Source organism: Neorhizobium sp. 05N33, assembly GCF_056397445.1.
Window position 1 is genome coordinate 72,824 of record NZ_JBFTNK010000015.1, and the last position, 25,292, is coordinate 98,115.

The window sequence follows — 25,292 nt, forward strand, 5'->3', positions numbered from 1 at the left end:
TGCTGCGGGTCAGGACTTCGCAGTTCCCGACTACCGAACCGGATCACCCGCTCCTTCGCCGGAAACAAGTGCCTGGCGGTTCGATCGTCGGTTATGCAGCTTTGCCAGGATCAGGTAGATGATCGGCGTCGTGTAGAGGGTGAGGATCTGCGAGATGATCAGCCCGCCGACGATGGTGATGCCAAGCGGACGCCTGAGCTCCGAACCCGGCCCGGTGGCGATGATCAGCGGGACGGCGCCCATGATCGCCGCAAGCGTCGTCATCAGGATCGGCCGGAAACGCTGCAGGCACGCCTGAAAGATCGCCTCTTCCGGGGCCAACCCCAGCCGGCGCTCCGCCTGCAGCGCAAAGTCGACGAGCATGATGCCGTTCTTCTTGACGATGCCGATCAGCAGAACGATACCGATGAAGGCGATGATCGTCAGCTCCGTACCGCTGATCATCAGGGCAAGCAGCGCCCCGAGCCCGGCAGATGGCAGCGTCGATATGATCGTCAGCGGATGCGCGAGGCTTTCGTAGAGAATGCCGAGCACGATATAGACCGTCAGGATGGCGGCAGCCATCAACAGCGGCTGGTTGTTCGACGAGCTGCCGGCTCCGGCATCTCCGGCAAACTCGGCATGCAGCGTGTCCGGGATATGCAATTCGCCGACCGCATGCAGCACCGCATCATTGGCATCCTGCAGCGTGCCCCCCAGCTTGACGTTGTAGGACATCGTCACCGAGGGGAACTGGCCCTGGTGATTGACGACGAGCGGCGCGAGCGTCCGCTCGATTGAGGTGACGCTTGAGATCGGCACCAGCTTCCCGCCCGCCGCCGGCACGTAGAGCCCGGAGATATCGGAAGGGTCGCGCGCAAAGCGCGGATCGGCTTCCAGCACCACCCGGTATTGATTGCGTTGCGTATAGATCGTCGAGACCTGCCGCTGGGCAAAGGCGCTGTTCAGCGCATTGTCGATCGACTGGATGCTGACCCCGAGGCGCGCGGCCTCGTCTCGATTGATATTGACAGTCGCCTGCAGCCCGTTCGGCTGGCGGTCCGAATTGACGTCCGTGAGGATCGGCTCCTTGCGCAGCGCTTCGAGAACCTTGGGCGCCCAGGTTGTCAGCTCGTTGAAGTCCTCGTCCCAGAGCGTGAACTGAAACGGCGACGGTGTCGAACGGGCGCCGATGCGGATATCGGACGGCGAAAACAGATAGGAACTGAGCCCCGGAATGGTCGCCAGTTCCTTTCGTATCCGCTCGATCACCTCCGCGGTCGACGCCCGCTCCGAGGGCGACTTCAGCGCGATCGTCAGCTGGCCCCGATTGACCGAACCGAAAAAGCCGCCGCCGGCCGAAGAACCAATCCCTGAGACCGCCGGGTCCCGGCCCGCGATCTCGGCCGCGCGGCGTTGCAGGGCGACCATGGCCGGATAGGATATGTCGGTCGAGGCCTCCGTGCCGCCCTGGATGAACCCCGTATCGTCCTGCGGGATGAAACCCTTCGGGATCTTCACATAGAGATAGGCGGTCAAACCGACACAGGCGAGGATGACGACGACTGCGGCGACCTGATGGTGGAGCACCGCTTTGAGCGTGCGGCCATAAAAGCCGATAACCACTCCCAGCATTCCCTTACGTTCCTTATCCCCCGTATGAGCGTGCTTTTCATGCGCACGCAGGCGGTGTGCGCAGATCATCGGCGTCAGCGTCAGCGAAACCGCCGTGGAAATGACGATCGCAAAACCGAGCGTCAGCGAAAAGCTCTGGAAGAATTTGCCGATGATGCCGCCGAGGAAGAACATCGGTATGAAGGCGGCGAGCAAGGAAGCGCTGATCGAGATGACCGTGAAGCCGATCTGCCGTGCCCCCTCCGTCGCCGCCTGCATCGGCTTCATGCCGGCTTCGAGATTGGTATAGATATTCTCGATCATCACGATCGCATCATCGACCACGAAACCGACCGACACCGCCAGCGCCATCAGCGACAGGTTGTCGAGTGAAAGACCGCAGGCCCACATCGCCGCAAACGTGCCGGCAAGCGACAGCGGCACGGTAACGCCCGCCGCAACCGTCGGCGTCGTGCGGCGCAGGAAAAGGAAGACCACCATCATGACAAGCACGACGGTGATCAGCAGCGTCCACTGCATGTCATCGACGCTCGCATGAATGGTCGTGGTGCGATCGGCAAGGATGGCGATCTCGACGCCCGCCGGCATCAGCGCCTGGAGTTCCGGGATCAGCGCCTTGACCGCATCCACCGTCTTGATGACGTTGGCGTCGGTCCCCTTGGTGATGTTGAGCAGCACTGCCGGCTTGCCGTTGTACCAGGCGTCCGAACGCCGGTTTCGCACGCCCGGCTCGACGATCGCGATGTCGGACAGGCGCGTGGCGACGCCGTTATTGCTGCGGATGACGACCCGGCCATATTCTTCCGGCGTCCGCAACTGGTTGTTCATGCCGATCGAAAAGGCGAGGTCGCCGCCATTGATCGAGCCGATCGGCCCCAATGTGGCGGCGCTGACGATGGCGGTGCGGACCGCATCGAGCGACAGGCCGATCGCCGCAAGCCGGCTGGGATCGAGCTTCACCCGGATCGCCGGCTGGTCGGCACCGCTGACGCTGACGTCCCCCACCCCCTCCACCTGCGATATGCGCTGCACGACCAGAGTATCGGCGGCATCGTAGATCGCGCTCGGCGCGACATTATCGGATGTCAGCGCAAGGCTGAGGATCGGCGCCGCGGCGGGATTGACCTTGCGGAACGACGGCAGCGACGGGAGATCGGCGGGCAGATCGACCGCGGCAGCATTGAGCGCCGCCTGCACATCCTGCGCCGCCCCGTCGATCGTCCGCGCGATATCGAACTGGATGGTGATATTGGTCGAACCGAGCGCGCTCGACGAGGTCAGTTCGGTGACACCCGCAATCGCGCCGAGATGCCGTTCCAATGGAGCTGCGACGCTCGCTGCCATGCTGGAGGGATCGGCGCCCGGCCGGCTTGCCGTCACCCGGATGGTCGGCAGGTCCACAGAGGGAAGATTGGAAACCGGCAGGAAACGGTAGGCGGCGATGCCGAGGATCGTCAGGCCGATCGCCAGAAGCGTCGTGCCGACCGGCCTGCGGATGAAGGTCTCCGAGAGGTTCACGGTGACCCTCCGAGCTCGCTTTCCGCCGGCAAAGGCGATTGTCCCGTCGTCCGGCCGACGATGCGGCTGCGCAGGGTCTCGAATGCCAGGTAGATGACCGGTGTCGTATAGAGCGTCAGAAGCTGGCTGAGGAGCAGGCCGCCGATAATGCTGATGCCGAGCGGGATGCGCAGTTCGGAGCCCGTTCCTTCCGCCATCGCCAGCGGCAGCGCGCCGAAGAGCGCGGCAAGCGTCGTCATCATGATCGGGCGGAAACGCAGGATCGACGCTTTCAGGATCGCCTCGCGGGGAGACAGCCCCTCGACGCGCTCAGCCTCGAGCGCGAAGTCGATCATCATGATCGCGTTCTTCTTGACGATGCCCATCAGCAACACGATGCCGATCAACGCGATCAGCGACAGATCCTGTCCGAACAGCATCAGTGCCAGCAATGCGCCGACGCCGGCAGACGGCAGGGTCGAGAGAATGGTGATCGGGTGAATGGCGCTTTCATACAGCAGCCCGAGAACGATGTAGATGGTGACGATCGCGGCGAGGATCAGCCAGGGCTCTCCGGCCAGCGAATTGGCAAACTCCTCCGCATCGCCGAAATAGTCCCGCTGGATCGACGCCGGAACGCCAATCTCCTCTTCCGCCGCCTTGATGGCGCTGACGGCCTCGCTGAGCGACGCGCCTGGAGCAAGATCGAAGCTGATCGTCACCGACGGGAACTGTTCGTTGTGGCTGATGACGAGCGGCGCCGCCGTAAACGACGTCTTGGCGAAGGCCCCGAGCGGGATCTGCGTATTCGAGGCTCCGGACACATAAAGCCGTTCGAGTGATTTCGGATCGGACTGATATTGCGGCGCCGCTTCCAGAATGACGCGGTACTGGTTCGACTGCGCATAGATTGTGGTGATCTGGCGCTGGCCGAACGCGTCGTTGAGCGTGTCGCTGATCGCCTGCATCGAGACGCCGAGACGGGATGCCGTCTCGCGATCGATGTCGAGCAGCAGACGCCCTCCCCCCATCTCGACTTCGGACGAAACGTCGACCAGTTCCGGAAGCTGCTCAAGCCTTGTCGCCAGCCGGTCCGCCCAATCTGAGACGCTCGCCGCCGTGGCACCGGTCAGAATGTATTGATAGGGCGCGCGGCTGACGCGGGTGCTGATGCTGATATCCCGCACCCCCTGGAAGGTGACGCGGACGCCGGGCAATTGCGATACCTCCCGCCTCAACCGGTCGATGACCTCCGGCACGGAAGAGGTCCGGTCGCTTCGCGGCTTGAGCACGAGGCTCAGTGTGCCGGTATTGAGCGTCAGGTTGTTCGCGCTCGCGCCGACCACGGAGACGATGCCGGTCACGTCTTTATCCCCGCGCAGCCTGTCGGTGACGACGGCCTGGGTCCGTTTCATCGCGTCGAAGGATGTCGTCGGCTCCGTCTCGATGACGGCCGTGATCAGGCCCGTATCCTGGGGCGGCAGAAAACCCTTGGGAATGAAGATATAAAGCGCAAGCGTTGCCGCCAGCGTTGCGACGGTCAAGATCAGCATCAGCGCGCTGCGGTCGACCACCCAGACCAGGCTTCGGTGATAGCCTGCAATAACCCGGTCCATGACACGATCAGCACCGGCAAGCACCCCGCGCCGCCCTTCGGCCGGCTTGCGCAAAATGCGGGCGCACATCATCGGTGTCAGCGTCAGCGAGATTACCGCCGAGACGACGACGGCGATCGTCAGCGTCAGGGCGAATTCGCGGAACATCCGGCCGACGATACCGGACATGAACAGCAGCGGGATGAACACGGCAATCAGCGAGACGGTCAGCGAGATGATCGTGAAGCCGATCTCTCCAGCCCCTTTCAGGGCCGCCTGCATCGGGTCCTCGCCCTCCTCGATATGGCGGGCGATGTTCTCGATCATCACGATCGCATCGTCGACCACAAACCCGGTACCGATCGTCAGGGCCATCAGCGACAGGTTGTCGAGACTGAAGCCGGCAAACCACATCACCCCGAAAGTCGCGACCAGCGACAACGGCAGCGCGACCGCCGCGATGATGGTCGCGGTCAGCGTTCGCAGGAATAGCAAGACGACGAGAATGACGAGGCCGATACTGACCCCGAGCGTCCATTGCACGTCATGGATCGAGGCCCGGATCGTTTCCGTCCGGTCGTTGACGATATCGAGCGAAATACCCGCCGGCAGCACTTCCCTGAGCCGCGGCACCTGCCTCAGAATGCTGCCGACTGTATCGATGACATTGGCGCCCGGCTGTCTCATGACATCGAGGATGACCGCCGGCTCGCCCTGATACCAGGCGCCGACGCGGGTGTTTTCAAGCCCTTGGACGATATCCGCGACGTCCTTCAGCCGCACCGGCGCATTGTTCCGGTAGGCGACGACGACATTGCCGTAGATCTCGGGGTCGATGATCTGGTCATTGGCGGCAAGCGTGAAGGACTGGTGCGCGCCGTCAAGCGCGCCCTTGGCGCCGGCGACGCTGGCGCTGGAAATCGCGGTTCGGAGATCTTCGAGGCCGATGCCATAGGCGGCCAGGCGCGGAATATCGGCCTGGACGCGGATCGCGGGCCGTACCCCGCCCTGGACCGAGACATTGCCGACACCGGAAACCTGAGCAAGCCGCTGCGCCAGGAGCGTATCGGCGAAATCGCTGAGGTCTCGGATCGGGTAGCTGGTCGAACGCAAGGCGAGCGTGATGATCGGCGTATCGGCCGGGTTCACCTTGGCATAGGTCGGCGGATAGGGCAGGTTGCGCGGCAGGCCCGAACCGGCGGCATTGATGGCCGACTGGACGTCCTGCGCGGCGCCGTCGATATCCCGGCCCAGCACGAATTGCAGCGTCACCTGACTGATGCCGAAGGCGCTCGACGAGGTCATCGAGGTCAGCGACGGGATCTGGCCGAGAGGGCGTTCAAGCGGTGCGGTCACCAGCGCCGCCATCGTCTCCGGATCGGCACCCGGCAACTGCGTCGTCACCCGGATCGTCGGAAAATCCACCTGCGGCAGTGGCGCGACGGGAAGATTGATATAGCCGAGAATGCCGCCCAGCAGCACGGCGACGCCGAGCAGCGAAGTCGCGATCGGGCGTTTGATGAACAGCGTCGACGTGTTCATTGTTTTGCTTCGGGTAATGCGACCGGCGCAGCACTCGCGGCTTCGGGCCCGCCTGTCTTCTGAGGTCGGCGGTTTGGTCGGCGTTCCTCATTGGGATTGCCGGGCGTTGCTGCCGGCGGCTGCGAGCCGGCAACCTCGACATGCTCCCCGTCCCTCAGGCGTGAAAAGCCGGTGGTCACCACCTTGTCGCCATCCGCCACGCCCTCGGCAATGACGGTTTGCACATCGTCCTGCTGGCCCAGCTTGACCATTTTCATGCCGACCGTCTGGTCGGGCTTCAGGAGATAGACGAAGGTGCCGTTGGGTCCTCGCTGGACGGCGGCCGTCGGCACGACGATCACGCCTTTCAGCGTCTCGACGAGTAGGCGGGCATTGACGAAGGCGCCGGGCCAGAGCGCCAGCTTGTCGTTCGGGAAGTTGGCCTTGATCCTGACCGTTCCCGTGGTCGCGTCCACCTGGTTGTCCACCGCCGCAAGCACACCGTTGTCGATCACGCTCTTGCCGTCGCCGGCAATCGCCTCGACCGAAAGCTGCCCACCGCCGCTCGCCGCGTTGACCTTGGCAAGCTGCTGCTGCGGAATCGAAAACACCACCGAGATCGGCCTGATCTGCGACAACGTGACGATGCCCGCCGCATCGGAAGAACTGACGATATTGCCGACATCGACATTGCGGATGCCAGTGCGGCCGTCGATCGGCGCCCGGATCGTCGTATAGTCGAGCGAGGCCTGGGCGCTGGCGATCGCCGCGTCGTCGGACTGGACGGCCGCCCGGTACTGCTCGACCTGCGAGCGCGCCGTATCGACCTGCTGCTGCGTGCCCGAGCTCGACTGAACCAGTTTCAGGGAGCGGTCCAGAGCAAGTTCGGCATTCTGCAGCAGCGCCTGATCCTGCGCCTTCTTGCCGATCGCCTGGTCGAGCTGTGCGCGATAGACCGCGTCGTCGATCCGCACCAGGACATCGCCCTTCCTGACGTCCTGCCCCTCGTCGAAATGCAGTTCGACCAGCTTGCCGCTGACCTGCGGGCGAATGGTGACCGTGCTCAACGGCCGGACCGAGCCGACGCCATCGATGAACACCGGCACGTCACTCGCCTTGGCATCGGCCACCAGCACCGGAACCGGTTCCGATTGGCCCGATTGACGACCAGGGCGCCGGCGCCCGCCGGCAGGTCGTCCCGCCGGCTGCGCCGCGGTTGCCTCCGTCGGCGCCCAGCCGAGCATGGTTTCCACACGGCCCAGCCAGCGGTCCCGAAGCGCATAGGCTCCGAAGCCCGCTGTGCCCAGGATTATCACGGAAACCAGGACCCAATGCCTACGCGCCATCGACCGCAACTTCTTGAATGCTCGAAAAATCAACTGGATTGGACGCTACTGGTCTAATGCCTGCAATGGAAGGCGCTTTCCGCGGACACGGATTACAAATTGGATAGATTAGGCCGGATGCGGAAAACGCCGAACGACTCACCAAAGCGAAGAAAGGCGTTGACAGCCGCGCCGTTGGTTAGGGACAAGCTAAGGGTAATTTCACGCTTTGCCCTGTTCGCGGCAGGCGCATACCAGGGCCGTCGATCCGCATCGATCGGCAACATAATAAACAGGGGACTTGAGAACATGACCGATTTCGATGCCGTGCACGAACGCCGGGGCACCGGCAGCTCGAAGTGGAGCAAGTATCCGGACGACGTGCTGCCCATGTGGGTCGCCGACATGGACTTCCCCGCGGCACCGGAGATCGTCGACGCCATCCGCAACCGGCTCGAACATCCGATGCTCGGCTACGGCGTCGCCCGCGACGAACTGCGAGCCCAAATCATCTCCGACATGCAGGAAAAATACGGCTGGAGCGTCTCGCCTGACGAAATCGTCTTCCTCCCCGGCGTGGTGCCGGGGTTCAACATGGCGCTGCACGCGATGCTTCAGCCCGGCGATGGCGTACTGGTGCAGACGCCGGTCTATCGTCCTATCCTCGAAGCCCCCGCGAATTGGAACCTCGTCCGGCACGAAGCGCCGCTTACCCCGACCGCTGAAGGCTATGTGATGGATGCCGGTGCCTTCGCGGCGGAACTGGCAAAATCGAAGGCACTGCTGTTCTGCAACCCGCAGAACCCGACGGGCAAGGTGTTCACTGCCGACGAACTCAAGACGATCACCGACCTCTGCCGCCAGAACGATACGCTGATCATCTCCGACGAAATCCATTGCGACCTTCTGTTCGACGGTCGCCGCCACGTGCCGATCGCCACGCTTTCGGAAGACGCTGCCAACCGCACCATCACCCTGATGGCCGCCAGCAAGACCTACAACATAGCCGGCCTCAAGACCGCCTTCGCGATCATCGGCAACAAGGCGATCCGCGAGAAATTCAACCAGGCACGCCTCGGAATGGTCGACAACGCCAATATCATCGGGCTTGAAGCGACGCTTGCGGCCTTCTCGAAGGCGGGCGACTGGAAGACGCGGATGCTCGCCTATATCGAGGCCAACCGAAATTTTCTATCAGCCGAACTGGCGCGCCGGTTTCCCAAGATCAAGCTCATCCCGTCGGAAGGCACGTTCCTCGCCTGGCTCGACTGCACGGAACTCGGTCTGGAACGGGATGCTCAGAGCTATTTCCTCGAGCACGGCAAGGTCGGCTTCAATGCCGGCTCGGAATTCGGCGCGGCCTACGGCAACTTCGTCCGCGTCAATTTCGGATGCCCGCGCACCCTGCTTGAGGAGGGCCTGAGCCGCATGGAACGCGCACTCGGCCGGAACACCTGATCAGTCCGCTCGATCGAATAAGAAGAAGTGATCGCCGGCGGAACTCATCCGCCGGCATGATGGCAGACTGAAAGGATCAGACGATCCCGCCACCGCCGCTGGTGGACGCCGGACGTTCGAGCGCGACTTTTTTCCGATAGCCGCTGTCGCGATAGGTCGCGACCGGATCGATCGCGCCGCCTGCACGGCGGCGGGCTTCGGCGAGGATCGGCTCCACATCGGTGCGATAAGCGCGCTTCAGTGTCTCCGAGGCCATCAGCGCATCGTTTTCCTGCTGGAATCCGTCAAGTGCTACCCGATCGACCAGCAATGCCTGGGCATAGGCCCGGCGGATCTCGTTGGCGCTGGAAATCAGGCTTTCGATCGGGTCCGTGACATTGTGCGACTGGTCGATCATATGCGCCGGGCGAAAATCCCTGATGCCGCGATGCTCGGCATCCACCAACTCGTTGAAGACGAGGAACAGGCGGTAGGGCTCGATAGCGCCCGCATCGAGGTCGTCGTCGCCATATTTGGAATCGTTGAAGTGGAAGCCGCCGAGCTTGCCGAACTGGATCAGCCGGGCAACGATCATCTCGATATTGGTATTCGGCGCATGATGGCCGAGATCGACGAGGCAGAAGGCTTTCGGTCCGAGCGTATTGGCGATCAGGTAATTCGTGCCCCAGTCCTGCACCACCGTCGAATAAAAGGCCGGCTCGTACATCTTGTGCTCGGAAAACAGCCGCCAGTCGTCCGGCAACGCCTTGTAGATCTCCGCCATCGACGCAAGATAACGCTCGAACATCCGCGTGAAATGGCTCTGACCCGGAAAGTTCGAGCCGTCGCCAATCCACACCGTCAGCGCCTTGGAGCCGATCGCCTTGCCGATCTCGATACATTCGAGATTGTGCTCGATCGCCTGAGCGCGTGTCGCAGCATTCGTGTGGCTGAGCGAGCCGTATTTATAGGAGTGCGCCTGGCCGGGAGCATCGGAAAACGTATTCGAGTTCATCGCATCAAAACCGAGACCCAGCGCATCGCCCTTGGCCAGCAATTCCTTCGGATCCGCCTTGTCCCACGGGATATGCAGCGAGACCGTCGGCGTCGCGCGGGTCAATTGGTGGATGACCGAGCAGTCATCGAGCTTGTCGAAAATGCCGCGCGGCTCGCCTTGGCCCGGGAAACGGGCGAAACGCGTGCCGCCGGTGCCGACGCCCCAGGAGGGTACGGCGACGAAGAACTTTTCAACATCCCGGGTGATCGTTTCGATATCGATGCCGCGCCGCGACAGGTTCTCGCCGAGCGCGTCGTAGTCGGATTTGAGCGCTGCTGTACGTTTGTCGTTTTCAGCGGCGATCACATTGGTCGTGATCTTGAGTTCAGTCATTCGGTCCTCCCATCTAATCTTTGTCTCTTCTCCCCAGCGGGGAGAAGGTGGCCCGAAGGGTCGGATGAGGGGGCGCGGCACATTCTGCCTTTCGCTTATCGCTCAAGGCGTCGCTTTGCTCCTCCCCCTCATCTGCCTATCGGGCATCTTCTCCCCGCTGGGGAGAAGATATTACCCTACCGCGTAAAGCTCTGGGCGTTGCCGGCATCCACGTTGATGATGTTGCCGGTCGACTTGGCCGATGCGTCCGATGCGAGGAAATAGATCGCCTCCGCAATATCCTCCGGAAAGACATTGAGCTTGAGCAGCGACCGCTTGCGGTAGTGTTCCTCCAGGTCGTCCACCTCGATCTTGGACGAGGCGGCCCGCTGTTCGCGCCATTCGCCGTTCCAGATCTTCGATCCGCGCAGCACGGCGTCCGGATTGACCGTATTGACTCGAATGCCTGCCTCGGCGCCTTCGAGCGCCAGGCAGCGAGCGAGATGGATTTCAGCGGCTTTGGCGGTGCAATAGGCCGACGCATTCGGAGAAGAGGCAAGCCCGTTCTTGGAAGCGACAAAGACGACGTTGCCGCCGAGCTTCTGGCGGCGGAACAACCGGAAAGCCTCCCGCGAAACGAGGAAATAACCCGTCGCCAGGATGTCGATATTCTTGCTCCACATGGCAAGCGTGGTTTCCTCGACCGGCGCGGACGACGCGATCCCGGCATTCGAGACGAGGATATCGACGCCGCCGAATTCGACGCAGGCCTCGGCAAACGCGGCGATCACCGCGTCCTCGGTCGTCACGTCGAGCAGGACCCCACGCACCGCATCCCTGCCGAACGACTTTTCGAAATCGGCTTTGGTCGTGTCGAGCGCACCGCCGTCGATATCGGCAAGCACCACGCAGGCACCCTCGCCCATCAGCCTGGCGGCCGTCGCCCGCCCGATGCCGCCTGCGCCGCCGGTGACGAAGGCTACCTGCCCGGCAAGGCTTTTCGGCTTCGGCATGCGCTGCAGCTTCGCCTCTTCGAGCAACCAATATTCGATGTCGAAGGCCTCCTGCTCCGGCAGGCCCTGATATTCGGAAACCGTCGAGGCGCCCCGCATCACGTTGATGGCGTTGACATAGAACTCGCCGGCAATCCGGGCCGTCGCCTTGTCACGCGCAAACGACAGCAGTCCGACGCCCGGAACCAGGAAGATCACCGGGTTGGGGTCGCGCATGGCGGGTGAATTGGCGTGTTTGCAGGTCTCGTAATAGCGGCTGTAATCGGCGCGATAATCTTCGAGCGCCTTGTCGAGCGCGGCGATCACCGCATCGACATCCGGCTTTGCGGGATCGAAATCGACGATCAGCGGACGGATTTTCGTGCGCAGGAAATGGTCCGGGCAGGAGGTTCCGAGGCTCCCAAGCGGCTTCAGATCCTTCGAATTGACGAATTCCAGCACCGCATCCTGGTCGTCGAAATGGCCAAGCTTGCGCTCCACCTTGCCGATCCGACCGCGGATCTCCGGCATCAGTTTCGCGACGATTGCCCGACGTTCCTGTGCGGGCAGGCTCTCTGCCACCGGCCCGCCGAAGATCGTCCTACCTTCGGTCTCCTTGGCGAACCACTCAATCGCCTTGTTGATGATGTCGAGCGTCAGTTCGTAACAGGCCTTGGCATCATTTGCCCAGGTGAACAGGCCATGGCTTTCCAGCACGACGCCCTTGGCATTCGGGTTCGCCTTGACGAACGCTTCGAGATCGAGCCCAAGCTGGAAACCCGGCCGCCGCCAGGGCAGCCAGCCGATTTCGGCACCGAAGACCTGTTGCGTCAGTTCTCTCGAGTTTTTGGAAGCCGCGATTGCGATGATCGCGTCGGGGTGCATGTGGTCCACATGGGTGAACGGCACGAAACCATGCAGCGGGGTATCGATGGAAGCGGCGCGCGGATTGAGGTTGAAGGTGCAATGCGGCAGGAAACCGACCATGCGGTCCTCGTCCTCGACGCCCTTGTAGAGCCCCTTCAGCGCTTCCAGCTTGTCCATGTAGAGGGTGGCGAAACCGTCGAGCTTGATCGTGCCGACATCGCCGCCGGATCCCTTCACCCACATGACCTTCACTTTTTCACCGGTCAGCGGATCGGTTTCCATCACCTTGGCGGAAGTATTGCCGCCGCCGTAATTGGTGATGCGCTTGTCGGCACCGAGAAGATTGGAGCGATAGAGCAGCTTGCCGGGCTCATCGAGCTTGGCGGCTTGAGCATCGTTCCAACGGTTTTCGAGAAGGCGGGTTTGGCCCGACATTGCTTGTCCTCCAACGTGTTTCGGCTCACGGCGACGAGGCGGCCGCCATCTCCCTGCTGCCGGTATCGCGCATTGTCGCGCCATCTGTCAATCATAAACGATCAGAAAGTTTCATTGTGCAGCGCAATAAAAGCGAAGTTGATCGTTTATGATTGACAACGTAAATTTTCCGGTAATAGTTGACGCCAAGGAGGAGCCAATGCACGAACGTGAACGCCATCGCATCATCTTGAGCGCTATCCAGGAAAAACCCGTCATCACGGTGCAGGATATCGCCGAATTGACCGAGGCATCGGAAGCGACGATCCGGCGCGACATCGCTTCGCTGCACGTCCAGGGCAAGCTCCGGCGCGTCCGCGGCGGCGCGGAAGCCGTTCATCCTCCGCAGATCGGCCAGCTTTCGGCCCGATCGTTCCGGGTGTCGGAATCGGTCAACATCGACAAGAAGCGCGCAATCGCCCGCCGCGCGGTTGAACTCTGCGATGAAGGCGACAGCGTCATCATCAACGGCGGCACGACGACGTTCCAGATGGTGCATTTCATGTCGGCCCGACGCCTGCAGGTGATGACCAACTCGTTTGCGATCGCCGAACATCTGGTCAAGCATTCGAAGAACACGGTGACCATACCGGGCGGCGCGATCTATCGCGAGCAGAGCCTGATCCTGTCGCCCTTCGACAACGATGCGATCCGCAATTTTTATGCACGGCGCATGTTCATCGGCGCGCAGGGGGTCGGCCCGCTCGGCGTGATGGAAGCCGACGCGCTGGTGATCCAGAGCGAGCAGAAGCTGATGCACCAGGCCGAGGAACTCATCGTGATGGTGGATTCCTCGAAGTTTTCGCGCCGATCGAGCCTCATACTCTGCCCGCTCGACCGGGTGACCACCGTCATCACCGATGACGGTGTGACAGACGACGCCGCACGCATGATCGAGGATGCGGGCGTCAAACTGATTATCGCCGGTGCCGCCGCAGCGGACACGGCCAAGGAGGATTCTTCGTCGGCCGCGTGAGGAGCGACCGGCGGGAGAAAGATTGAACTATCAACTGGGAGGACCAACTATGAAACTTGCAAAGAAACTCGCCCTCGGCGCGGCATTCGCCTTCGCCGCCCTGACATCAACAATGACGACGGCAAGCGCTGCCGACATGAAGATCGCGCTCGTGGTCAAATCGCTCGGCAACGGCTTCTTCGAAGCGGCCAACAAGGGCGCGCAGGAAGCTGCCAAGGAACTCGGCGGCGTCCAGGTCATCTATACCGGCCCGACCTCGACGACGGCCGAAGGCCAGATCGAAGTGATCAACTCGCTGATCGCGCAAGGCGTCGATGCGATTGCCATCTCCGCCAACGATCCGGACGCCGTCATCCCGGCGTTGAAGAAGGCCACCCAGCGCGGCATCAAGGTGATCTCCTGGGATTCGGCGGTCGCCAAGGAAGGCCGCATCATGCACCTGAACCCGTCTTCCAACGAGCTGATCGGTAAGATGTGCCTGACGCTCGCCAAGGACCACCTGGATGGCGGCAAGGGTGGTTTCGCGATCCTTTCGGCCACCACCACCTCGACCAACCAGAACACCTGGATCGCCGAGATGAAGAAGCAGCTCAAGGATTTTCCGGGCCTGAACCTCGTCACGACAGTTTATGGTGACGACCTCGCCGACAAGTCCTATCGCGAAGCACAGGGCCTCTTGACCTCGCAGCCGAACGTCAAGGTCATCGTCGCTCCGACCACGGTCGGTGTTCTCGCCGCCTCGCAGGCCGTCAAGGATGCCGGCAAGATCGGCCAGGTCTATGTGACCGGTCTCGGCCTGCCGTCTGAAATGGCCGGCGCCATCAAGTCCGGCGCCACCAAGGAATTCGCCATCTGGAACCCGATCGACCTCGGTTATTCCGCCACCCAGATAGCCTATCACCTCGTCAAGGGTGATGCGGACGGCAAGCCGGGCTCGGACATCAAGGCCGGCCGCATGGGCTCGATCAAGATTGGCGACAATGGCGAAGCCGCCATGGCCGACCCCTTCGTCTACAACGCCAAGAACATCGATGAGTTCTCCAAGATCTTCTGATCCGGAGAACTCCCCTTGCCGGCAGGCGCGAGCCCCCTCATCCGCCTGCCGGCACCTTCTTTCCCACCGGGGGAGAAGAAATATGCTGCAACGTCTCCGTTCCTCCTCTCCCCTTGGGGAGAGGGTGACCGAGCGAAGCGGAGGTGGGTGAGGGGCGCTGCCGCCTCGACGCCACGATTCTTGCCATCGGAAAACGGCCACCCATAATGAACGGCGTTACGAAAATTCAAGACCGATCGCCCCGACCGGCACCGACGACGGAAGCAATGCCGATCCTGGAAATGCGCGGCATCAGCCAGATCTTTCCCGGCGTCAAAGCGCTCGACGGCGTCAGCATCAAGCTTTATCCCGGCCAGGTGACGGCGCTGATCGGCGAAAACGGCGCCGGCAAGTCGACGCTCGTCAAGATTTTGACCGGCATCTACCGCCCGAACGAGGGCGAGATCCTGATCGACGGCAAGCCCACCACATTCACGAGCGCGCAGGCGGCGATCGACGCCGGTGTTACCGCAATCCATCAGGAAACCGTCCTCTTCGACGAGTTAAGTGTCGCGGAAAACATCTTTCTCGGCCATGCGCCGCGCACCCGTTTCGGCACGATCGACTGGCGGAAGATCAATTCCGGCGCCAAGGCCCTCATGCTTCAGCTCGAGAGCGATATCGACCCGACGATCCGCCTGCGCGACCTCTCGATCGCCCAGCGCCATCTCGTGGCGATCGCCCGGGCGCTGTCGGTCGAGGCCCGCATCGTCATCATGGACGAGCCGACTGCCGCCCTCTCCCGAAAGGAGATCGATGACCTCTTCCGCATTGTCGAGAGCCTGAAACGCCAGGGCAAGGCGATCCTCTTCATCAGCCACAAGTTCGACGAGGTCTATGAGATCGCCGAGAACTACGCGGTTTTTCGCGATGGCCGCGCCGTCGGCCAGGGCCGGCTGAGGGAAACGCCCCAGGACGAGATCGTCAGGCTGATGGTTGGCCGCGACGTCAAGGACGTCTTTCCCAAGGTCGAGGTCCAGATCGGTGCGCCGGTCTTCCGCGTCGAGAACTATTGCCATCCGACCGAATTCCGCGACATTTCCTTCGAGCTTCGTCGCGGCGAAATCCTGGGGCTCTACGGCCTGATCGGCGCCGGGCGTTCGGAACTCTGCCAGTCGCTGTTCGGCGTGACCCGGCCCTCCTCCGGACGGCTGGTGCTGGAAGGCAAGCCGCTCGAAATCCGCTCCTCGGGTGATGCGATCCGCGCCGGCATCGTCTACGTTCCGGAAGAACGCGGCCGCCACGGCCTGGCGCTGCCCATGCCGATCTTCCAGAACATGTCGCTGCCCTCGCTCGGCAAGACCTCCCGCTCCGGTTTCCTGAAAGCCGCCAACGAACTGGCGCTTGCGCGAAAATATGCCGAGCGGCTGGACCTGCGCGCCGCCGCCCTTTCGGTTCCGGTCGGCACCTTGTCCGGCGGCAACCAGCAGAAGGTCGTCATCGGCAAATGGCTGGCGACGCAGCCGAAGGTGATCATTCTCGACGAGCCGACCAAGGGCATCGACATCGGCTCCAAGGCTGCCGTGCACGCCTTCATCGGCGAACTTGCCGCCGAGGGCCTGTCGATCATCATGGTTTCGTCCGAGCTTCCCGAAATCCTCGGCATGTCCGACCGGGTGATGGTGATGCGCGAGGGCCTTTCCGCCGGCGTTTTCGAGCGCGAAGCCCTGAGCGCAGAAGTGCTGGTCCGCGCCGCAACCGGCAACCAGTGAGGAGAAACCGATGAACCGCCTCCTGAAGAACCGCGAAATCCTGCTCACCGTCATCATCGCCGCGATGATCGCCGGCTTCGCGACTCGTGCGCAGGGCTTTGCGTCTCCCGGCAATCTCGCCAACATCTTCAACGACACCTCGATTCTGATCATCCTGGCGCTCGGCCAGATGACGGTGATCCTGACCAAGTCGATCGATCTTTCTGTTGCCGCCAACCTTGCCTTCACCGGCATGGCGGTCGCCATGACCAATGCTGCCTATCCCGACCTGCCGCTGGCCCTGCTCATCGTCATGGCGATCGGCATCGGCGCCTTCCTGGGTGCGATCAACGGTTACCTGGTCTGGGCGCTGCGGATTCCGCCGATCGTCGTCACGCTCGGAACGCTGACCATCTATCGCGGCATGGCCTTCGTGCTGTCGGGCGGCGGCTGGGTGAACGCCCACCAGATGGCCCCTTCCTTCCTGAATGTCCCGCGAATGCCGGTGATCGGCCTGCCGATCCTCTCCTGGATCGCCATCCTCATCGTGCTCGGCGCCTGGTTCGTGCTGACCCGCTTGCCCTTTGGCCGGGCAGCCTACGCATCCGGCGGCAACCCGACGGCGGCGATCTATGCCGGCATCGATATCGGCTGGACCAAATTCATAGCCTTCGTGGTGTCGGGCGCGCTCGCGGGCCTCTCCGGTTATCTCTGGGTGTCGCGTTATGCGGTCGCCTATGTCGATATCGCTGCGGGCTTCGAACTGGACACGGTTGCGGCCTGCGTCATCGGCGGCATCTCGATTGCCGGCGGCATCGGCTCGGTCGGCGGTGCGGTGCTCGGCGCCCTCTTCCTCGGCGTCATCAAGAACGCGCTGCCCGTCATCGGCATCTCGCCCTTCGCGCAGATGGCGATCTCCGGCATCGTCATCGTGCTCGCCGTCGTCTTCAACGCCCGCGCCGAACGCAAGGCCGGCCGCATCATCCTGCGCGATCGCGGCGCAAAAGAGGTGTCCGCATGAGCGACGTCGTTTCTTCCAAACGGGTCATTCCCGACCGGCTCGGCAGCAAGACCTCGCGCCTGCTGGCGAGCTGGGAAGTGCTGCTGTTCGGCGTGGCGGTGCTGATCTTTGTCTTCAATTCGTTCGCCTCGCCTTACTTTCTGAATGCCTGGAACCTCTCCGACGCTACCTTCAATTTCACCGAAAAGGCGATGATCGCCTTTGCCATGGCGCTGCTCGTCATCGCCGGCGAGATCGATCTGTCGGTCGCAGCGATCATCGCGCTTGCTTCGACCGCCATGGGCGCCGCGGCCCAGGCCGGCATCGGCACACCGGGACTGGTGGCGATCGGCATCGGCACCGGGCTTGTCTGCGGCGCGTTCAACGGCCTGCTCGTCGCCGGCCTGAGGCTACCGTCCATCGTCGTGACGATCGGCACGATGAGCCTCTTCCGCGGCATTTCCTATATCGTGCTGGGCGACCAAGCCTATGGCAAATATCCGTCTAGCTTTGCCTATTTCGGCCAGGGCTATGTGGCCTGGATGTTTTCCTTCGAATTCGTGCTGTTCATCATCCTCGCCGCAGCCTTCGGCATCCTGCTGCACGCGACCAATTTCGGCCGGCAGGTCTATGTGATCGGCAACAACGAATTCGCGGCACGTTTCTCCGGCATTCCGGTGGAACGGGTGAAATTCATCCTCTTCCTGCTGACCGGTGTCATGGCGGGTGTCGCATCCGTCTGCCTCACATCCCGCCTCGGCTCGACCCGGCCTTCGATCGCCCAAGGCTGGGAGCTTGAGGTCGTCACCATGGTCGTGCTCGGCGGCGTCTCCATTCTCGGCGGCGCGGGCACCATTGCCGGCGTCGTCATCGCCGCTTTCGTCATGGGCCTCGTCACCTTCGGACTGGGGCTGCTCAACGTGCCCGGCATCGTCATGTCGATCTTCGTCGGCCTGCTCTTGATCATCACCATCGCCATCCCGATCATCGCCCGCCGCATCAAGGAAATGAGCCGATGACGCTCGAAAAGTACGCCTTCAAGATGAAGCTCAATCCGGGAATGGAAGCGGAATACCGCAGACGCCACGACGAGATTTGGCCGGAGCTTGTCGATCTCCTCCACCAGGCGGGCGCTAGCGACTATTCCATCCATCTCGACCGCGAGACAAACATTCTGTTCGGCGTGCTGACACGGCCGACCGACCACACTCTGTCGAGCCTGCCCGACCACCCGGCGCTGAAGAAATGGTGGGCGCATATGGCCGACATCATGGAAACCAATCCGGACAACTCGCCGGTCCAGAGCGATCTGGTGACGGTCTTCCACCTGCCATGACCACGCCGGAAAAGATCGCCGTCCTCGATATCGGCAAGACCAATGCCAAGATCGTCGTCCTCGACTGCGCGACCGGTGAGGAGATCGCCGAAAGGCGCGCGCCGAACCGGGTTCTGCCGGGCCTGCCCTATCCGCATTACGATATCGACGCCCTGTGGACCTTCGTGCTCCAAGCCTTGTCCGACTTTGCCAATTACCCCGGCTTCGATGCGATCTCCATCACCACCCACGGCGCATCGGCGGTGCTTCTCGATGCCGAGGGTAAACTGGCGCTGCCGGTGCTCGATTACGAACACGAATATCCGGAAGACATCCGCGAAACCTACCGATCGATCCGCCCGCCTTTTTCTGAAACCTTCTCCCCGGTCCTATCAGGCGGGCTGAATGTCGGCGCACAGCTTCACTACCAGAAGACCGCCTTTCCTGAAGCCTTTGGCCGCGTCCGCACCATCCTCACCTACCCGCAATATTGGGCGTTCAGGCTGACCGGTGTCGCGGCAAACGAAGTCACATCGCTCGGCTGCCACACCGATCTCTGGCTCCCACGTGAAGGCGCTTATTCGTCATTGGTCGAGACACTCGGCATCCGCGACCTGATGGCACCGGTGCGTTCGGCCTTCGACACGCTCGGTTCGCTCCTGCCACACGTTGCAGCGCAGATCGGAACGACGAAACCGATCCCGGTCCATTGCGGTATGCACGATTCCAACGCCTCGCTGCTGCCGCATCTGGTCGGACGTGAGCCGCCGTTCGCGGTGGTCTCCACCGGTACCTGGGCCATCAATTTCGCGGTCGGTGGCGATCTCGACCATCTCGACCCGCAGCGCGACGCGCTTGCCAATGTCGATGCCTATGGCCGTGCCGTGCCCTCGAGCCGCTTCATGGGCGGCCGCGAGTTTGAGATGCTGACGGTGGAACTCGGCATCTTATCGCCGGAAGCGGCGCTTGCAGCCATCCCTCATGTCATCGAAAAAGGCCTGATGCTTCTGCCGAACGTTTCAGGCGGTTCCGGCCCCTTCCCGGGCCGCGAACGGCAATGGATCAACGACACCGGCGCCACTATCGACCAGCGCTGGGCGGCAGCCTGCCTCTACCTCGCGCTGATGACGGAGACCTGCCTCGATCTCATCGGCGCCAAGGGACCGGTTCTGGTCGAAGGCCCCTTCTCGGCCAACCCGGCCTATCTCCAGGCGCTGGCCGCGCTGCTCGGCCGCGAGATCATGGCACTTCCTGGCTCGACCGGCACAAGTCAGGGCGCAGCGCTTCTCGCAGGCATTTCGCCGGCGACCAAAGCAGGCCGCGTCGTGCCCGCGCCGCCTTGGAACATCGGCGCCTATCGCGCTGCCTGGCACGAAAAGCTGGGGCGCTGATCAGCGCGCATTGGCCGGCCGGCGGTTGCGGCGAAGGCGCCGTCCCGTCTGCTCCTCGAGTGCGTCCTCCAGAATGCCGAGCCGGCGTTCGGTGATTTCGGCAATCTGCACGGGATCACCGGATTCGATCGCCTGCATCATGGTCTCGACCAGTTCGAGCGACAGCACGAGGTCGGCGCGGGTATGCAGCGTCCTGTGCCGCATCGGCTCCACCCATTGCAGCAGCAGTTCCATCAGTTCCAGCACGAGGCCGTTTCGGGTCGCCCGCGCCAGGGCGAGGTCGAAGCGCATCGACGCGATGATGATCGAGCTGATATGTTCGGGGCTGCTTTTCGTCACCTCCGGCAGCGGCAACGAATCCCGGCCGAACCGGATCGCCTCCCGCATCCGGTCGAAATCCGCATCCTCGGCATATTGCGAGGCGATCTGCGCCACCCAGGGCAGGATCAGCCGGCGCACCTCGATCGCCTCGTCGATGTCGCCGGGCCGCATGTCCGGCCTCGGCACGATCAGGTCGAGCGGCACTATTTCGCTGCTGACGAACGTGCCGCCGCCGGCACCCGGCCTGACGGTGAGGATATTCGCCTCGACCAGCAGCTTTACCGCTTCGCGCACCGTCGGACGGCTCACCTGCATCTGTTCGGCGATGCTGCGCTCGGACGGGAGGCGCGAGCCGAGCCGGAAAAACCCGGCCCTGATGGCATCGGCAAGCCGGCGCGCCACCTCTTCGTTGGGAAGCAGCACTTTGACAGGCTGAAAATGTCGGTCCACCAGCACCTCCTACCCCCGCTCAGACGGAAAGCACTTTGCCGGTATTCAGAATGTTGTTGGGATCGAGCGCCAGCTTGATACGCGCCATCAACGCCAGCTCCTCCGGGGTTCGTGACAGCTTGAGATAGGGCTTCTTCAGCAGGCCGATCCCGTGTTCGGCGGAAATCGTGCCGCCTTCGCGGGCGATCGAACCGAAGACGAGTTCGGTGATCTCCTTGTGCGGCTGGTCGTTGCCGGCGGATGGAATGTTGCAGACGAGATGCAGGTTGCTGTCGCCGATATGGCCGTAGCTGAGCGCAATCGCATCCGGCCAGCGGGCCTTCATCGCGGCCTCGATCTCGTCGACCACCTGGCCGGCGGCACTGGTCGGCAGGCCGACGTCGAAAGCGGTCAGCGGCCCCATCAGCTTGCCGTATTCCGACACGCTTTCGCGCACCGCCCAGAGGTCCTTGGTCTCCCGCTCGGAGGACGGCAGGACCGCATCGGAAACCCAGCCGGCTTCCAGCGCATCCGACAGCACCTGCTCCAGCAGCGCCCGGTTCTCGTCCGCATTGCGCCCGCCAGTCTCGATCAGCACATAGATACCGTGCGGCTCCTTGAAGGCGCGGCGCAGGTCAGGAAGCTTACCCGTCATGAAGTCGTAAAAGCTCGGCCACATCACCTCGAACGAGGTCAGCGCCGATCCCATGCCCTGGCGGGCGCTCTTCAATAGCTCCAGAAGCGAGGGGAAATCCGGGCAGCCGCAGAAGGCGCTGGCAAGTTCGGCGGGCTTCGCCTGCAGCCGCAGCACGGCGCGGGTGATGACGCCGAGCGTGCCTTCCGAACCGATGAACAGTTGCTTGAGGTCGTAGCCCGCATTGTTCTTCAGCATCTTGTTCAACGACTTGACGATCGTGCCGTCCGGCAGCACCACTTCGAGGCCGAGCACATGTTCGCGGGCCATGCCGAACCGGATGACGCGATTGCCGCCGGCATTGGTGGCGAGATTGCCGCCGATGAGGCAGGAATCGCGGGCGCCGAGATCAAGCCCGAAGAACAACCCCGCCTCCTCGGCCTTCGCCTGGATAACGCTGAGCGGCGTGCCTGCCATCACCGTCATCGTCGCCATCACGGTATCGACTTCCTCGATACCGTTCATGCGGTCGAGCGACAGCGCCACGCCATTTTCAATCGGCCGGGCGCCGCCGGCAAGACCAGTCAACCCGCCCTGCGGCACCACCGGCACCTTGAATTCGTTGCAAAGGCGCAGCGTTACCGAGACCTGCTCCGTCGTGCGCGGCCGCACCAGCGCAAGCGGCACCACCGGCGAAAGGCCGCCCCAATCATTGTGGAAGCGGACCGGAATATCGTCCCCGAAAAAGACGTCGGGAGCGAGCTCGCGCTGGAGCGCGTGGATGAATTCTTGTGTCATGAAGCCGTCACCTCGGAGATATCGATAAAGGTAAGCTTAACTGCCATCTTCGGTAAAATAAATATACCTCCGAATTTTCTCGAAGAGCAGAGGCCGGCAGATAACCGCCATCGATGCCGAAGCGATCCCGGCAGCTCCAAATGAAATCGGCGGGCCGGCAACAAGCCGGCCCGCCGATTTCTCCCTGGGAGGAGATTTGGTTCAGCGCAAGGCGCCGGCCACGTGCTTCTGTTCGTCCTTCATGAAGGCGATGTCGCCGACGACGCGCACACGCACACGCCGTGCATCACCCGGCAGATAGGCGATCGGAATGTCTTCCGTATCGAGCGTGACGATCGTTTCGACGCTGGCGCCCGCCTCGACGGCGCGGGCGCGGGCGATGCGCTCGGCCTCGGCGATCGCCTTTTCGCGCGACATGCCGGAAAACACCTGGTCGACTTCGCCGGAAACCTGCGCCATCGCAGCACCGAGCGCGTTTGCGACGCCGGCATGTTCGACGCGCAGCACTTCGCTGGCACCTTTGAGCTTTTCCGGGATCAGGAACGCACCGCCGCCGACGGCGATCAACTGCACGCCCTCGGCAGACGTCTTCATCCGGTCGACGCCGTCCTCGACCATCGCCTCGACGCGTTTCAGCAGATCGGCCACCAGCGCCTTGTCGAGATGCTTGACCCGGTCGCGGTCGCCGATCTCGACGAGGCCGGCAGCAACCGCCACGTCCGTCGTCGTCAGCGTATCACCGCCGAAGACCAGTGCCTTCTCGGTGATGCGGTAACCGACCGAACGCGGCCCGATCTTGCGGGTTTCCGGGTCGATGATCGTGCCGCCGCCGAGCGCCATCGGCAGCAGGTCCGGCATGCGGAACAGCGTGCGCACGCCGCCGACCTCGACGACATTGTTCGCCTCGCGCGGAAAACCGCCGACCAGGCAGCCGACATCCGAGGTGGTGCCGCCGACGTCGATGACCATGGCCTCCTTGAGGCCGGTCAGAAACGCCGCGCCGCGCATGGAATTGGTCGGGCCGGACGCAAAGCTGTAGACCGGGTTGGCGGCAGCGACATCCGCCAGCACCACCGTGCCATCGTTCTGGGTCAGATAGAACGGCGCGTCGATGCCGGCCTGCTTCAGCGCATCCTTGAAGGCGTCGATCGTCTTGCGGCCGAGCCCCTGCAGTGCAGCGTTCAGCAGCGTGACATTCTCGCGTTCCAGGAGCCCGATACGGCCGAGCGTATGGGACAGCGTGATGCGCGCATTCGGGATCACCGAACGGACGATCTCCGCCGCTTCCAGCTCGCATTCCGCCGTCAGGGGCGAAAAAAGCGCGGTGATACCGATCGAATCGACGCCGGCATCGCGGATCTTCATCGCCGCGTCGCGCACTTCGTCGCGGGCGAGCGGCACCAGCGGCCGGCCGTCATATTCGTGGCCGCCGTGCACCATGAAGGTGAGCGGATCGACGGCATCGCGCAACTCATCCGGCCAGTCGACCATCGGTGGCAGCGAGGCGCCGGCCGGCATGGCGATGCGGATCGCCGCGACCCGATCGAGACGGGCGCGTTCGACCACCGCATTGGTGAAATGCGTCGTGCCGATCATCACCGCATCGACCGGTGCCGCACCCGGCGCCTGCGAAGCGACCACATGGCCGATCGCGTTGACGACACCCTGCATCACGTCCGACGTGGTGGGAAACTTGATGGCCGAGAGAACCTTCTCGCCATCGATGAGCACGGCATCCGTATTGGTGCCGCCGACGTCAATTCCGATCCGCTTCATGCTGCAAACACCGATTTGAAATCCAGGTCATATCCGAAGGCGCGCGGGCCGACATGTTCAAGGCCCTTGGCGCTGGTCAGCACCTCCGGCGCCGGCAGTGCCACGACCGTGACGCGCTGGCCGTACCGAACCGTCTCGGTGCCGATCGCCTCGCCCGACACTGTATCGAGCAGGCAGATCAGGTCCGGCGTCATGGCGATCGGCTGGCCGTCGCGGAAAGCGACCGCCCATTCGTTCTGGAAGGCGAGTTCGACCTTCGAGCCGCGATCACCGTCGAGGCCTTCGATCATCGCCGAGCCGCGCAGGAAGCCGCCCGTCGTGGTGCGGTCGACATCGGCGATCTTGCCCTTGAACAACACCTTGCCGCCCTCATGGGCAAGCACGGCCTCGACGGGATCCGTATGGGCGGCGCGGGCCTCAAGCACGGCGCGGCCCAGGCTGACGGCTTTGGTCACCGTGTAGAGCACGCCCCAGTCCTTGACTTCCCGGCCGGTGCGCGGCGCCTTGCAGGTCGCCGCCGTCGAGCCGACTTCGGTGCAGATCTTGCGGGAAATCCGCTCCATCCACTTCCAGGAGGCAGCCTTGGCGACGATCGCCTCGTTGTCGCGGCAATCGACCAGCGTCAGCGGATACATCGGCAGGTCGCCGATCGCAAAGCTGGTCATCTGCGCTTCCGGATAGGCACGGCCCATCGCGTCCGCGTCGACGACCGGGATATCCAGCATGGCACCGGCGAGGAACGGCGACAGCGCATTGCCGCCGCCGATCTCGACGCTCATCACGGCGCGGAACTTGCGGCCGGTATATTCTTCCATCAGCTGCATGGCACGCGCCAGATGCGCGGGATCGACGAGACGCTCCTGGCCGACCAGCGGTGCGCCCATCTTGGAAACGACCGCGACGGCATCGCCGTCATCGAGCGCCTGGGGGTCGATCAGCTTGACGCGCTTGCCGTCCTTGTAGAGCTTTTTCAGGTTGAGCTGCGCCAGATAAGGGCTGCCACCGCCGCCGGTGCCGAGAATCCAGGCGCCTACGGCAAGCGGGTCGATCTCGCTCGCTTCGAAATCACGGATCATGTTTACCTCCGAAGAATGTGCTAGAACCTAGCCATGAGTGACGAAGGATGCCTATAGGGGACTGCCCCTAGAATGAGCTTGCCTTGATTTTGGGCACGCTC

Annotated in this window: 17 protein-coding genes; 8 read left to right on the forward strand and 9 right to left on the reverse strand. The window is 63.0% G+C overall.

What is annotated here, in order from left to right:
• Positions 1-30: 30 nt before the first annotated feature.
• The 3 genes from AC1DLT_RS26125 to AC1DLT_RS26135 are packed head-to-tail and all read right to left on the reverse strand — an operon-like array spanning position 31 to position 7,573.
• Positions 31-3,132, reverse strand: a complete 3,102-nt coding sequence (locus AC1DLT_RS26125; protein WP_477488692.1) for an efflux RND transporter permease subunit — start codon at positions 3,130-3,132, stop codon at positions 31-33.
• Positions 3,129-6,248, reverse strand: a complete 3,120-nt coding sequence (locus AC1DLT_RS26130) for an efflux RND transporter permease subunit (RefSeq protein ID WP_477488693.1) — start codon at positions 6,246-6,248, stop codon at positions 3,129-3,131. Before AC1DLT_RS26130 ends, AC1DLT_RS26125 begins: the two co-directional genes overlap by 4 nt.
• On the reverse strand, positions 6,245-7,573 hold the full coding sequence (locus AC1DLT_RS26135) for an efflux RND transporter periplasmic adaptor subunit (protein WP_477488694.1): 1,329 nt from the start codon (positions 7,571-7,573) through the stop codon (positions 6,245-6,247). The genes AC1DLT_RS26130 and AC1DLT_RS26135 overlap by 4 nt, the downstream gene beginning before the upstream one ends.
• Positions 7,574-7,861: 288 nt before the next feature.
• On the opposite strand from AC1DLT_RS26135, the gene AC1DLT_RS26140 reads away from it, so the two are divergent.
• On the forward strand, positions 7,862-9,010 hold the full coding sequence (locus AC1DLT_RS26140) for a MalY/PatB family protein (RefSeq protein ID WP_477488695.1): 1,149 nt from the start codon (positions 7,862-7,864) through the stop codon (positions 9,008-9,010).
• A 76-nt stretch (positions 9,011-9,086) separates the two neighbouring features.
• Here the strand turns inward: AC1DLT_RS26140 and rhaI are convergent, their stop codons facing one another.
• Together rhaI and AC1DLT_RS26150 are read right to left on the reverse strand one after the other, a co-directional pair.
• A complete protein-coding gene (rhaI, locus tag AC1DLT_RS26145) occupies positions 9,087-10,379 on the reverse strand; it encodes an L-rhamnose catabolism isomerase (RefSeq protein WP_477488696.1) in 1,293 nt (430 codons plus the stop codon).
• A 176-nt stretch (positions 10,380-10,555) separates the two neighbouring features.
• The gene (locus AC1DLT_RS26150) at positions 10,556-12,652 is read right to left on the reverse strand and encodes a bifunctional rhamnulose-1-phosphate aldolase/short-chain dehydrogenase (protein ID WP_477488697.1); all 2,097 of its coding nucleotides are present in this window, start codon (positions 12,650-12,652) and stop codon (positions 10,556-10,558) included.
• Between the two features lie 199 nt (positions 12,653-12,851).
• Between AC1DLT_RS26150 and AC1DLT_RS26155 the strand changes: the two genes are divergently transcribed.
• The 7 genes from AC1DLT_RS26155 (at position 12,852) to AC1DLT_RS26185 (ending at position 20,157) form a co-directional block, all read left to right on the forward strand.
• A complete protein-coding gene (locus tag AC1DLT_RS26155) occupies positions 12,852-13,667 on the forward strand; it encodes a DeoR/GlpR family DNA-binding transcription regulator (protein ID WP_046634068.1) in 816 nt (271 codons plus the stop codon).
• A 49-nt stretch (positions 13,668-13,716) separates the two neighbouring features.
• On the forward strand, positions 13,717-14,721 hold the full coding sequence (gene rhaS / locus AC1DLT_RS26160) for a rhamnose ABC transporter substrate-binding protein (RefSeq protein WP_038590455.1): 1,005 nt from the start codon (positions 13,717-13,719) through the stop codon (positions 14,719-14,721).
• Positions 14,722-14,987: 266 nt separating this feature from the next.
• On the forward strand, positions 14,988-16,472 hold the full coding sequence (locus tag AC1DLT_RS26165; protein WP_477488698.1) for a sugar ABC transporter ATP-binding protein: 1,485 nt from the start codon (positions 14,988-14,990) through the stop codon (positions 16,470-16,472).
• Positions 16,473-16,482: 10 nt separating this feature from the next.
• A complete protein-coding gene (locus tag AC1DLT_RS26170; protein ID WP_247039054.1) occupies positions 16,483-17,472 on the forward strand; it encodes an ABC transporter permease in 990 nt (329 codons plus the stop codon).
• Positions 17,469-18,470, forward strand: a complete 1,002-nt coding sequence (locus AC1DLT_RS26175) for an ABC transporter permease (protein ID WP_247039052.1) — start codon at positions 17,469-17,471, stop codon at positions 18,468-18,470. Before AC1DLT_RS26170 ends, AC1DLT_RS26175 begins: the two co-directional genes overlap by 4 nt.
• Positions 18,467-18,787, forward strand: a complete 321-nt coding sequence (gene rhaM / locus AC1DLT_RS26180; protein WP_477488699.1) for an L-rhamnose mutarotase — start codon at positions 18,467-18,469, stop codon at positions 18,785-18,787. The genes AC1DLT_RS26175 and rhaM overlap by 4 nt, the downstream gene beginning before the upstream one ends.
• Positions 18,784-20,157, forward strand: coding sequence for an FGGY-family carbohydrate kinase (locus AC1DLT_RS26185; RefSeq protein ID WP_477488700.1), 1,374 nt, complete (start codon positions 18,784-18,786; stop codon positions 20,155-20,157). The genes rhaM and AC1DLT_RS26185 overlap by 4 nt, the downstream gene beginning before the upstream one ends.
• Here the strand turns inward: AC1DLT_RS26185 and AC1DLT_RS26190 are convergent, their stop codons facing one another.
• From AC1DLT_RS26190 to AC1DLT_RS26205, 4 genes are all read right to left on the reverse strand, one after another.
• Positions 20,158-20,928 carry a FadR/GntR family transcriptional regulator gene (locus tag AC1DLT_RS26190; RefSeq protein WP_477488701.1) on the reverse strand — a complete coding sequence of 257 codons (771 nt, stop codon included), beginning with the start codon at positions 20,926-20,928 and terminating at the stop codon, positions 20,158-20,160.
• Positions 20,929-20,947: 19 nt separating this feature from the next.
• Entirely contained in the window at positions 20,948-22,339 is a 1,392-nt protein-coding gene (locus AC1DLT_RS26195; protein ID WP_477488702.1) for an FAD-binding oxidoreductase, read from the reverse strand.
• Positions 22,340-22,540: 201 nt separating this feature from the next.
• A complete protein-coding gene (locus AC1DLT_RS26200; protein WP_477488703.1) occupies positions 22,541-24,115 on the reverse strand; it encodes a hydantoinase/oxoprolinase N-terminal domain-containing protein in 1,575 nt (524 codons plus the stop codon).
• Complete coding sequence (locus AC1DLT_RS26205) at positions 24,112-25,191, reverse strand: DUF917 domain-containing protein (protein WP_477485331.1); 1,080 nt, start codon at positions 25,189-25,191, stop codon at positions 24,112-24,114. The genes AC1DLT_RS26200 and AC1DLT_RS26205 overlap by 4 nt, the downstream gene beginning before the upstream one ends.
• Positions 25,192-25,292 lie beyond the last annotated feature (101 nt).

Bases quoted from the DNA above. Each gene is read 5' to 3' on its own strand.
- rhaS (WP_038590455.1), top strand. From the start codon at position 13,717: ATGAAACTTGCAAAGAAACTCGCCCTCGGCGCGGCATTCGCCTTCGCC.
- AC1DLT_RS26140 (WP_477488695.1), top strand. From the start codon at position 7,862: ATGACCGATTTCGATGCCGTGCACGAACGCCGGGGCACCGGCAGCTCG.
- AC1DLT_RS26175 (WP_247039052.1), top strand. From the start codon at position 17,469: ATGAGCGACGTCGTTTCTTCCAAACGGGTCATTCCCGACCGGCTCGGC.
- AC1DLT_RS26135 (WP_477488694.1), bottom strand. From the start codon at position 7,573: ATGGCGCGTAGGCATTGGGTCCTGGTTTCCGTGATAATCCTGGGCACA.
- AC1DLT_RS26130 (WP_477488693.1), bottom strand. From the start codon at position 6,248: ATGAACACGTCGACGCTGTTCATCAAACGCCCGATCGCGACTTCGCTG.
- AC1DLT_RS26195 (WP_477488702.1), bottom strand. From the start codon at position 22,339: ATGACACAAGAATTCATCCACGCGCTCCAGCGCGAGCTCGCTCCCGAC.
- AC1DLT_RS26165 (WP_477488698.1), top strand. From the start codon at position 14,988: ATGCCGATCCTGGAAATGCGCGGCATCAGCCAGATCTTTCCCGGCGTC.
- AC1DLT_RS26185 (WP_477488700.1), top strand. From the start codon at position 18,784: ATGACCACGCCGGAAAAGATCGCCGTCCTCGATATCGGCAAGACCAAT.
- rhaM (WP_477488699.1), top strand. From the start codon at position 18,467: ATGACGCTCGAAAAGTACGCCTTCAAGATGAAGCTCAATCCGGGAATG.
- AC1DLT_RS26150 (WP_477488697.1), bottom strand. From the start codon at position 12,652: ATGTCGGGCCAAACCCGCCTTCTCGAAAACCGTTGGAACGATGCTCAA.
- rhaI (WP_477488696.1), bottom strand. From the start codon at position 10,379: ATGACTGAACTCAAGATCACGACCAATGTGATCGCCGCTGAAAACGAC.
- AC1DLT_RS26170 (WP_247039054.1), top strand. From the start codon at position 16,483: ATGAACCGCCTCCTGAAGAACCGCGAAATCCTGCTCACCGTCATCATC.
- AC1DLT_RS26205 (WP_477485331.1), bottom strand. From the start codon at position 25,191: ATGATCCGTGATTTCGAAGCGAGCGAGATCGACCCGCTTGCCGTAGGC.
- AC1DLT_RS26155 (WP_046634068.1), top strand. From the start codon at position 12,852: ATGCACGAACGTGAACGCCATCGCATCATCTTGAGCGCTATCCAGGAA.
- AC1DLT_RS26200 (WP_477488703.1), bottom strand. From the start codon at position 24,115: ATGAAGCGGATCGGAATTGACGTCGGCGGCACCAATACGGATGCCGTG.